This is a genomic window from Mariniflexile maritimum (assembly GCF_009746565.1).
Taxonomy (GTDB): Bacteria; Bacteroidota; Bacteroidia; order Flavobacteriales; family Flavobacteriaceae; genus Mariniflexile; species Mariniflexile maritimum.
In genome coordinates, this window is sequence record NZ_WRPN01000009.1 from 158,053 (window position 1) to 168,092 (window position 10,040).

Here is a 10,040-nt window from a genome sequence, read left to right on the forward strand (position 1 = left end):
TGCCAAGGAGTCAATCACTGGCGGTAAAAAACACATGAAACTATGAAATTTTTTATTGATACAGCAAACTTAAACGATATTGCGGAAGCTCAAGCGTTGGGCGTATTAGATGGTGTTACAACCAATCCGTCATTAATGGCAAAGGAAGGTATTACCGGCGCAGAAAATATTTTGGCACACTACAAAAAAATATGCGATTTGGTAGAAGGTGATGTAAGCGCCGAAGTTATTGCAACCGACTTTGAGGGGATGGTAAAAGAAGGTGAGGCATTGGCAGCACTTCATCCTCAAATTGTTGTAAAATTACCTCTTATTGCCGACGGAATCAAGGCCTGTAAATACTTTTCAGATAAAGGCATCAGAACCAATGTAACCTTAGTGTTTTCAGCGGGTCAAGCCTTATTGGCAGCCAAGGCGGGCGCAACTTATGTGTCGCCATTTATTGGGCGTTTGGATGATATTTCAACCGATGGCCTACACCTTATTTCTGAAATCAGAATGATTTATGATAACTACGGCTTCCAAACCCAAATTCTTGCGGCATCGGTACGCCATACCATGCATATTATCGATTGCGCCAAGTTAGGTTCGGATGTCATGACGGGGCCATTATCGGCTATCAAAGGCTTGTTAAAGCACCCATTGACCGATAGCGGTTTGGCTCAGTTTTTATTGGATTACCAAAAAGGGAATAAGTAATTAGTTGAATTTTGTTGTGCCAATATTTTTAAAAACATGGTATTCGATAACATAAAATACAGGGATGCACAACAAATTAAATTAGCTGTTGATTGTATCATTTTCGGCTTTAACGACAACCGACTGGAAGTTCTATTAATCCATCGGGGGTTTCAGCCAGAAATGGGTACATGGTCTTTAATTGGCGGGTTTATTGACAATGATGAAGATCTGGATGAGGCCGCCAATAGGGTGCTGTACGGTTTGTCTGGCTTAAAGAATATTTACATGGAACAGGTACGAACCTTTGGTAAAGCCGATAGGGATTCTTCGGGGCGTGTTGTTTCAACCGTTTACAGTGCCATGATTTTAAAATCGGAATACGACGAAGCCTTAGTACAGAAATATAATGCACAATGGTTCCCTATTGACGACCTGCCAAAACTGGTGTTCGACCATGCAGATATGGTCGATTCTGCCATAAAACGGTTACGGCGTCGGGTGCGAAACTACCCTATCGCCTTCAATTTATTGCCATCAAAATTCACCTTGCCACAATTGCAGGCACTTTATGAGGGTATTTTGAATGAACCGATTGACAAAAGGAATTTCCGAAGAAAAGTCATGCAAATGAACTACCTAGTGAAACTGAACGAAAAAGACATGTCCGTTTCCAGAAAAGGCGCCTATTTCTATCAATTCGATGAAGCCCTGTACAAAAAGGAACAAAATTTTAACCTGTAATTTAATATTTTAAATTGCTAAGGTTTAAACATTATTGCATACGCATTAAATAAGGTAGCCGTTTTAATAGTGCTGCCTTATTTGCTTTTGTACTCTTTTCTTTTTATCTTTTGAAAAGTTAAGGCTTGAAAGTGTTTAGCGGTTTTACCGACTAACATCAATCAAAATAATTTTAATTTAAAAGAAAGGAACTACCAGTATGTTAACTTGGAAAGCTATCATTAATTTCGCCGTAAACGGAAATCCAATACCTGACAAGCGTATTGAAAAAACAGATGCAGAATGGAAAGCGCAATTAACCCCAGCGCAATATAGAATTACCAGGCAAAAAGGGACTGAAGCTCCCGGAACTGGTGCTTTGTGCACGGTTCACGATGCAGGAAAATATAACTGTGTGTGCTGTAATGCGCCTTTATTCGATTCTACGATTAAGTTTGAATCGGGTACGGGTTGGCCAAGTTTTACACAGCCTATCAAACCAAATGCCATTAAATATCATAAAGACAATTCCTTTGGTATGGTGCGCGTTGAGGTGCTGTGCAACACCTGCGACGCCCATTTGGGGCATGTTTTTCCTGATGGTCCAGAACCCAGCGGATTGCGTTATTGTATCAACTCAGAATCCATGCAATTAGAAAAGGAGGTTAACCATGGCAACTAAAAATTTAAAATTAGCAACCTTTGGCGGTGGCTGTTTTTGGTGTACCGAAGCTGTTTTTCAAGAAATAAAAGGGGTTGAAAACGTAGTGTCTGGCTATTCAGGGGGCAACGTGCCTGGGCATCCAACCTACCGCGAAATTTGTTCGGGGTTAACAGGTCATGCCGAAGTGGTTCAAATTACTTTTGATGAGCGCATTATTTCCTATAAAGAATTAGTGTTAATTTTTATGACCACCCACGACCCTACAACCCTAAATAAACAAGGGGCCGATGTTGGTACGCAATACCGTTCGGTTATTTTTTACCATGATGAAACTCAAAAAGAAACCGCACAAACCCTTATTAAGGCAGTTGCAGCGTATTATGATGGCCCAATTGTAACAGAGGTGAGTCCGTTGAAACAATTTTATATAGCGGAAGATGCCCATCAAAATTATTACAGGAATAATAAGGAACAAGGCTATTGTAGTTTTGTGATTATGCCGAAATTGGCAAAACTTAGAAAGTTGCACGCAGAACAATTGAAATGAGGAACCTAAATATAAAAGATACCTTTACTAAAGAATTACCGGCAGATCCCCTTCTGGAAAATACCAGAAGACAAGTTGAAAATGCCTGTTTTTCGTATGTAACGCCCAAAAAAACCTCAAATCCAGAATTGCTTCATGTGTCGCCCGAAATGCTCGAAAATCTAGGGATTTCCCAAAAAGAAGCTAAAAGCAAAGCCTTTTTAAACGTGTTTACAGGAAATAGCGTGTTGCCAAACACCAAACCCTATGCCATGTGTTATGGCGGGCACCAATTTGGCAATTGGGCAGGACAATTGGGCGATGGGCGTGCCATTAATTTAGCCGAAATCGTTCATAATAATACCCGTTGGGCAATCCAATTAAAAGGCGCAGGACACACCCCGTATTCCAGAACCGCCGATGGGTTGGCTGTATTGCGGTCTTCCATCAGAGAATATTTGTGTAGTGAAGCCATGTTTCATTTGGGTGTTCCAACCACCCGAGCGTTGTCTTTGGCGCTATCGGGCGATCAGGTTTTAAGGGATGTGCTTTACAATGGCAACCCCGAATATGAAAAAGGGGCCATCGTTTGTAGAGTGGCACCCTCTTTTTTACGCTTCGGAAACTTTGAAATTTTAACAGCTAGGGAAGATTTCAAAACCTTAAAAACGCTAACAGATTACACTATCAAGCACTTTTTTAGTCATTTAGGCACCCCTTCAAAAGAAACCTATTTGGCCTTTTTTAACGACGTTGCGCAACGCACCTTGGATATGATTATACATTGGCAACGTGTGGGTTTTGTGCACGGTGTAATGAATACCGATAACATGTCCATCCTTGGTTTAACCATCGATTATGGCCCTTACGGCTGGTTGGAAGGCTTCGATTTTGGTTGGACGCCAAATACCACCGACCGCCAGCACAAACGCTACCGATATGGCAATCAACCCAATATCGGGCTGTGGAATTTGTATAAATTGGCAAACGCCTTGTTTCCTTTAATTGACGATGTAAAAGCGCTGGAAACCGTTTTAGATACCTATAAAACGAATTTTGAAAGGGATTCTTTAAAAATGATGCGTTCCAAATTAGGGTTGGAAATGCAAGATGCGTTTGATGCTTCTTTAATTAAAGATTTAGAAGCTAATTTACAACTTACGGAAACCGATATGACGCTGTTCTTCAGAAAATTAAGTGATTTCAATTCTGAAAAAGGGGCTGATGGATTAGAAATTGTAAAAGAAGCGTTTTATATTCCAACAGAAATAACGTTGGAAGTGCACCAAAAATGGAACAGTTGGTTTCAAAAATATGCCGAACGTTTAGCGCAAGAAGAAACAACTTCCGAAGCAAGAAAAGCAACAATGAACGCTATAAATCCCAAATACGTTTTACGGAATTATATGGCACAATTAGCCATTGATGCGGCCGATAAAGGCGACTATCAACTAATTGACGATTTGTTCCAACTGCTTAAAAACCCGTACAGCGAGCAGCCCGAAAACGAAAAATGGTTTGCAAAACGTCCCGATTGGGCGCGATATAAAGTAGGTTGTTCTATGTTGTCGTGCAGTTCTTAGTATATTTGTATTAAAAAATTAAAATGACTTCCGTAAACGATTTATTAAACCTACTAGTTTTAGAAAAAATAAGTGACACCGCGTTTAACGGTGTGAGTAAAACCATTGGCAGCCCTATTGTTTTTGGGGGTCAGGTGTTGGCGCAAGCCTTAAACGCAGCGAGCAGAACCATTACCAACAACCGCGTTTTGCACTCCATGCATGCTTATTTTTTAGAAGCAGGAAATTTAGAATTGCCCATTACCTATAATGTTAGTTTGGTGCGAGATGGTGGCAGTTTTTCGGTACGCAGGGTAACGGCACATCAAAAAGAACATACTATTTTTATTTTATCGGCGTCGTTTCATAAAAAAGAAACAGGCCATAACCATCAATTTGAAATAAAACCGCATTTAAAACAACCTGAAGATTTATTAAGTTGGACGGATATCCTTCAGCAATATGGCAATTTTATACCCAAAAGCCTTAAAGCTTTTTTTGAAATTGAGCGTCCTGTTGAGTTTAAGCCAACCCTTATTGTAAATCCGAATGATAAAATTGATTTGCCACCCTTTAGCGATGTGTGGTTTAAATTAAAGGGCGATACAAAAAATCTGGATTTAGCTACAAAACAACAAATACTAACTTACATCTCCGATTATAATATTTTAGGTGCTACCCTATATCCGCATGCCAGTAAAGCCCATTGGGGCAATACGCAAACGGCCAGTTTGGACCATTCTATGTGGTATTTTAGGGATTTTGAGTTTGATGATTGGTTGCTTTATGCCATCGAATCGCCTAGTGCCTCCAACGCCCGTGGTTTTGCCCGAGGTAATATTTTTACCAGAGATGGCAAGTTAATTGCTTCGGTAGCGCAAGAAGGTTTAATGCGGCCTAAAAACTAAAAAATGAACCATAAAATTCTTAAAATTGGGCATCGAGGTGCGAAAGGGCATGTTACTGAAAACACCTTAGAATCCATTCAAAAGGCGTTGGATTTGGGGGTAGATGGCATTGAAATAGATGTACACTTATGCGCATCGGGTGAACTGGTTGTTTTTCATGATTTTACATTGAATAGAATGACTGATGGCGATGGCGAAATAGCGAAATACACCCTTAAAGAATTGAAAAAATTAAAAGTAAAAGATCGGTACCAAATTCCAACATTATCCCAAGTTTTACTTTTAATTGATAAAAAATGTATTATAAACATCGAGTTGAAAGGCATAAACACTGCAAAGGAGACATGCAGATTGATCGCTTTTTTTATTGAAAAGAAAGGCTGGAATTATCAAAATTTTATTGTGTCCAGTTTTCAGTCGGGTTTGCTGGAATCTGTTTATAAAATTAACAACAAAATACCTTTAGGGGTTCTTACAGACACGAATTTAGAGAAAGCCGTTAGTTTTGCCAAAACCGTTAATGCCGTTTCCATTCATGTGGATTATACCATGTTAACCCAAGAACTTGTTGAAAAATTACAGGAAAATTATAAGGTTTTCGTTTATACAGTGAATAATTTAAAACCCCTAGAACGTATTAAATCGTACCAGGTTGATGGGATAATTTCCGATTATCCAGATAGGATATGACTAAAAAAGAGCTGATCATAGTGGGCGGTGGTGCCGCGGGTTTTTTTGCAGCCATCACTATTGCCGAACAAAACCAGAAACTAAAGGTAACCATTTTAGAACGCGGTAAAGAGGGTTTACAGAAAGTGAAAATTTCTGGCGGCGGTCGCTGCAATGTAACGCACGCCGAATTTATACCGCATGAATTGGTGCGTCATTACCCACGGGGCGAAAAAGAATTATTAGGGCCTTTTCATCAATTTATGACCGGCGATACCATAGAATGGTTTGAAAAACGTGGCGTGCAACTTAAAATTGAAGAAGACGGACGCATGTTCCCAATAACCGATTCTTCGCAAACCATTATTGACTGTTTTTTGAATGAAGCTAAAAAGCACCAAGTTGAAATTTTATACAACTATGCGGTAAAATCAATTGAAAAAGTAGCCAATTCTTGGAAACTAGAAACGTCTGAAGGCGATTTTTCAACAGAAAAATTAGTGATTACCACAGGAAGTAACCCAAAAATCTGGAAACTTTTAGAAAATTTAGGGCATACCATTTCACAACCCGTTCCATCGCTTTTTACCTTTAATGTGAACGATGAACGCATTAAAGATATTCCAGGTGTTGTAGCACAAAATGTAACGGTTAAAGTACTTGATAATTTCCCTCCTTTTGAAGGAGAGATGTCTCGAAAAGACAGGGAGGTTTTAGAATCTGAAGGGCCATTGCTAATTACCCATGTTGGCATGAGTGCGCCCGCTATTTTAAAACTTTCGGCGTTTGGGGCTCTGGAATTGGCAAGGTGCCAATATAAATTTGAAATTGAAATTAATTTTATAAAACAGTCGTTTGAAGATTGTTTTAAGAATTTGAAAGTCTATAAAAACGATTTTGCAAAAAAATCAGTTTATAAATCTTCACAATTTGATTTGCCCAAACGGTTGTGGCAAAAACTGGTGCTGGCATCACACATAACCCAAGAAACTTGTTGGGCAAATGTAAACAAACAGCAACTGGAAACTTTGGCTTCCCAACTTACCCAGGCTATTTTTAAAGTGGATGGAAAAAGCACCTTTAAAGAAGAATTTGTAACCGCTGGAGGTGTCGATTTAAAGGAAATTAACTTCAAGACCTTTGAAAGTAAATTGCATAAAAACCTATATTTTGCGGGCGAAGTGTTAAATATCGATGCCCTTACAGGCGGTTTTAATTTTCAAAACGCGTGGACAGGCGCTTACATCGTAGCTAAAAATATCGTTCGGTAACCTGCAAGGTTTTAAAAACCTTGTAGGTTTTCGATTAAATAAAATCTATTAAAAACCTTATGTTTAATTGTTTTTTATACGCAATCTAAAATATCATCGAAAAAAAAAGTTAATAAAACCGGACGATAAAACCATTGCCGTTTTAGAAAACAAACGAACCTTTTAAAGGAATACAAAAAAATGAGGGACACCATGTTGGAAAGTATGGAAAATGAGAAACTACAAAACCTTGCTAAAACTATTATCTTTGTCTGAAGAATTAAAATAAAATGGCCCAACAACAGTTCATCCCAAAAAAATACAACAGCACCATCGATAGCGGAAAGGTATCATGGGAATCGCCCAGTAACATTGCGTTAATTAAATATTGGGGAAAAAAGAAAGACCAAATTCCCGAAAACCCATCGATAAGCTTCACGCTTAAAAACTGCAAAACAATCACAACCGTAAGTTTTTCCAAAAAAGAAACCCAAGCTTATTTTTCATTTGAAGTGTTTTTGGATGGCGAAAAGAAAGACGATTTTAAACCAAAAATAGAAACCTTTTTTGAGCGCGTTGAGGTTTATTTGCCTTTTTTAAGAGCGTATCACTTTAAAATTGAAACGGAAAACACCTTCCCGCACAGTTCAGGAATCGCTTCATCGGCATCGGGCATGAGCGCTCTGGCCTTGTGTTTAATGAGTATTGAAAAACAACTTATTGAAGCAAATAATGCTTTGGGCGCAGTTGAAAGGCCGTTCAATGAGGCATATTTCAACCAGAAAGCCTCTTTTTTGGCGCGTTTAGGTTCCGGAAGTGCTTGCCGAAGCATTGAGGGCGACTTGATTGTTTGGGGAAAAACGAAACAAATTGAGGGCAGCAGCGATTTATTTGGGGTAAAATACCCCTACAAAGTACATGGCAATTTTAAAGATTTTCAAGACACCATTCTGCTGGTTGACAAAGGCGAAAAACAGGTAAGCAGCACCGTTGGGCACAACCTGATGCACAACCATCCGTATGCAAAAAATAGGTTTAGGCAAGCCCATGATAATTTTGAAACGTTAAAACCCATCTTAGAATCGGGCAATTTAAAAGCCTTCATCCAACTTATGGAAAGCGAAGCCCTAACCTTGCACGCAATGATGATGACCAGTATGCCCTATTTCATTTTAATGAAGCCAAATACCTTGGAAATCATCAATAAAATTTGGAAGTTTAGGCAAAAAACCAACCTGCACATTGGTTTTACCTTAGATGCTGGCGCAAACGTGCATATTCTGTATCCAAAAAATGAAACCGCCAAAATTTTAGAATTCATTAAGAATGAATTAGTTGCACATTGTCAAAATGGGCATTATATTTGCGACCAAATTGGTTTTGGAGCACGATTAATTAAAAATGAATAGTTTAAAGCTTGTATTAGATAGATAAATTTAATTATTTATTATGAAACCAAATATTATTAGGGATAAAAACTTTGATTTTGCCATAGATATTGTAAATTTATATAAAGAGTTGGCATTTAAGAAGAACGAATATGTGATGTCAAGGCAATTATTGAAGTTTGGAACATCCATAGGAGCGAACGTAATGGAAGCTGAATTTGCCCAAAGCAAGTCGGATTTTATAAATAAATGTCGATTAGTTTAAAAGAAGCCAACGAAACGGATTATTGGTTAGATTTGCTTCAAAAAACAGAATTTATTGATAAAACTATATTTGATGTGTTTAAACCCAAACCCGTTGAAATATTAAAATTAATAGCAAGCATCGTTAAAAATTCAAAAGAATAATTATTAATTTTTCACTTTTAATTATTAATTAAGAAAAATGAAAGGACCATTATTTTACTCGAAAATATTACTCTTTGGCGAGTATGGCATCATCAAGGATTCCAAAGGCTTGTCCATTCCCTATAATTTTTATAATGGTGCTTTAAAAACCGATGGAAATCCTTCGGAAGCTGCTATAAAATCGAACGCAAGTTTAAAGCGGTTCGCCGCCTATCTTGAAACAATTAGTACAGAACTGGTAACGTTTGATATTGAAACCTTAAAAGCCGATGTAGAGGCCGGCATGTATTTCGATTCTTCCATTCCGCAGGGCTATGGCGTTGGCAGTAGCGGTGCGTTGGTTGCCGCTATTTACTATAATTATGCACACAACAGAATTACCGTTTTAGAGAATTTAACCCGCGAAAAATTGTTAAAGTTGAAATCCATATTTTCGGCAATGGAATCGTTTTTCCACGGAAAATCATCTGGACTCGACCCATTGAACAGCTATTTGAGCATTCCTATTCTTATAAATTCCAAAGATAACATTGAAGCTACCGGCATCCCATCGCAGAAAACCGATGGCAAAGGAGCCGTATTCCTGTTGGATAGCGGCATTATTGGCGAAACCGCACCCATGGTTAGTATTTTTATGGAAAAAATGAAGCAGGAAGGATTCCGCAACATGATAAAAAACCAATTCATAAAACATACCGATGCCTGTGTGGATGATTTCTTGAAAGGCGACATCAAATCCTTATTTAAAAACACCAAGCAATTATCAAAAGTGGTATTGAACCATTTTAAGCCCATGATACCCTTGCAGTTCCATGAACTTTGGAAAAAGGGCATCGAAACCAACGAATACTATTTAAAACTGTGCGGTTCTGGCGGAGGTGGCTATATTTTGGGTTTTACCGAAGATATCGACAAGGCAAAACAAGCATTGAAAGACCATAAATTAGAAGTGGTTTATAATTTTTAACACCCCTTTTTATGGAAGTTGATGAAGGTTTTTCTATTGGTTTTATCATTTGGAAAATAGCGCAGTTAATTCTTTTGCTTGGGGTAATCTACCTAGTGTATTGGTGGTTCAAATCAAAAACCAAAAAGAAACTTTAGATGATGCTTTCACGGAAACAGAAACACATACTACTTAAACCCGTTGTGCATTTTAAATAATGCTAATTTTAATATTATTAATGTTTCTGTCAAATATAAACTTATTGATATACTGGATAGTTGTTAAAGCAGTTATCTTAGATATTATTCTGGTTTTAAA

The 10,040-nt window shown here is 38.1% G+C and carries 10 protein-coding genes and 2 pseudogenes; 11 read left to right on the top strand and 1 reads right to left on the bottom strand.

Translation table 11 applies throughout. The features are described 5' to 3' along the window. Window positions 1–42: 42 nt before the first annotated feature. From fsa to GQO80_RS12485, 11 genes and pseudogenes are all read left to right on the top strand, one after another. Entirely contained in the window at window positions 43–699 is a 657-nt protein-coding gene (gene fsa / locus GQO80_RS12435; RefSeq protein WP_157208688.1) for a fructose-6-phosphate aldolase, read from the top strand. Window positions 700–735: 36 nt separating this feature from the next. Then, the gene (locus GQO80_RS12440; RefSeq protein ID WP_157208689.1) at window positions 736–1,422 is read left to right on the top strand and encodes an NUDIX hydrolase; all 687 of its coding nucleotides are present in this window, start codon (window positions 736–738) and stop codon (window positions 1,420–1,422) included. 199 nt (window positions 1,423–1,621) lie between these two features. Beyond that, window positions 1,622–2,083, top strand: coding sequence for a peptide-methionine (R)-S-oxide reductase MsrB (gene msrB, locus GQO80_RS12445; protein ID WP_157208690.1), 462 nt, complete (start codon window positions 1,622–1,624; stop codon window positions 2,081–2,083). Then, the gene (gene msrA, locus GQO80_RS12450; protein ID WP_157208691.1) at window positions 2,073–2,612 is read left to right on the top strand and encodes a peptide-methionine (S)-S-oxide reductase MsrA; all 540 of its coding nucleotides are present in this window, start codon (window positions 2,073–2,075) and stop codon (window positions 2,610–2,612) included. The genes msrB and msrA overlap by 11 nt, the downstream gene beginning before the upstream one ends. Next, the gene (locus GQO80_RS12455; protein WP_157208692.1) at window positions 2,609–4,174 is read left to right on the top strand and encodes a protein adenylyltransferase SelO; all 1,566 of its coding nucleotides are present in this window, start codon (window positions 2,609–2,611) and stop codon (window positions 4,172–4,174) included. The genes msrA and GQO80_RS12455 overlap by 4 nt, the downstream gene beginning before the upstream one ends. A gap of 23 nt (window positions 4,175–4,197) precedes the next feature. Further along, window positions 4,198–5,061, top strand: coding sequence for an acyl-CoA thioesterase (locus GQO80_RS12460; RefSeq protein WP_157208693.1), 864 nt, complete (start codon window positions 4,198–4,200; stop codon window positions 5,059–5,061). A 3-nt stretch (window positions 5,062–5,064) separates the two neighbouring features. Continuing rightward, window positions 5,065–5,751 carry a glycerophosphodiester phosphodiesterase gene (locus GQO80_RS12465; RefSeq protein ID WP_157208694.1) on the top strand — a complete coding sequence of 229 codons (687 nt, stop codon included), beginning with the start codon at window positions 5,065–5,067 and terminating at the stop codon, window positions 5,749–5,751. Then, the gene (locus GQO80_RS12470) at window positions 5,748–7,001 is read left to right on the top strand and encodes a BaiN/RdsA family NAD(P)/FAD-dependent oxidoreductase (protein ID WP_157208695.1); all 1,254 of its coding nucleotides are present in this window, start codon (window positions 5,748–5,750) and stop codon (window positions 6,999–7,001) included. The genes GQO80_RS12465 and GQO80_RS12470 overlap by 4 nt, the downstream gene beginning before the upstream one ends. 269 nt (window positions 7,002–7,270) lie before the next feature. Beyond that, window positions 7,271–8,389 (top strand): diphosphomevalonate/mevalonate 3,5-bisphosphate decarboxylase family protein, encoded by a 1,119-nt coding sequence (locus GQO80_RS12475; protein WP_157208696.1) that lies wholly within the window; start codon window positions 7,271–7,273, stop codon window positions 8,387–8,389. A gap of 40 nt (window positions 8,390–8,429) precedes the next feature. Then, window positions 8,430–8,776, top strand: a pseudogene (locus tag GQO80_RS12480) (four helix bundle protein). 37 nt (window positions 8,777–8,813) lie between these two features. Beyond that, a complete protein-coding gene (locus tag GQO80_RS12485; protein ID WP_157208697.1) occupies window positions 8,814–9,743 on the top strand; it encodes a mevalonate kinase family protein in 930 nt (309 codons plus the stop codon). A 189-nt stretch (window positions 9,744–9,932) separates the two neighbouring features. Here GQO80_RS12485 and GQO80_RS12490 read toward each other — a convergent pair. After that, window positions 9,933–10,040, bottom strand: a pseudogene (locus tag GQO80_RS12490) (IS982 family transposase); the annotation flags it as partial.